Consider the following 297-nt stretch of genomic DNA (forward strand, 5'->3'; position numbering starts at 1 on the left):
GGCATTGCCATGGAGGATATCGTGCCCATCGTCGCCCATGAGCCGGTCATTGCCCCGCTTGCCGAAAACAGTATCATTTCCGGTTCCCGCCCTGACGATGTCGTGGCCATCGCCACCGACGATCCGGTCATGTCCATGCATGCCCAATAGCCGGTTCAGCCCCCCGGTTCCGACCAGCGTGTCATTGCCGCCTCCGCCAAGGAGCGTGTCGTTCCCATATCCGCCGACAAGCAGATCCCTGTGGTAGCTTCCATGCAGTTCGTCATTGCCCCCGCCGCCCCGGATATGGTCGTTCCC

Annotated in this window: 1 protein-coding gene; it reads right to left on the reverse strand. The window is 62.0% G+C overall.

Features of this window, described 5'->3' with window-relative positions; genetic code table 11:
• Window positions 1–297 (reverse strand): calcium-binding protein (locus A7A09_RS20455; protein ID WP_148043741.1); only part of this gene is annotated, 297 nt, incomplete at both ends.

The sequence above is a fragment of the Paracoccus methylarcula genome, from assembly GCF_003007735.2.
Classification (GTDB): domain Bacteria; phylum Pseudomonadota; class Alphaproteobacteria; order Rhodobacterales; family Rhodobacteraceae; genus Paracoccus; species Paracoccus methylarcula.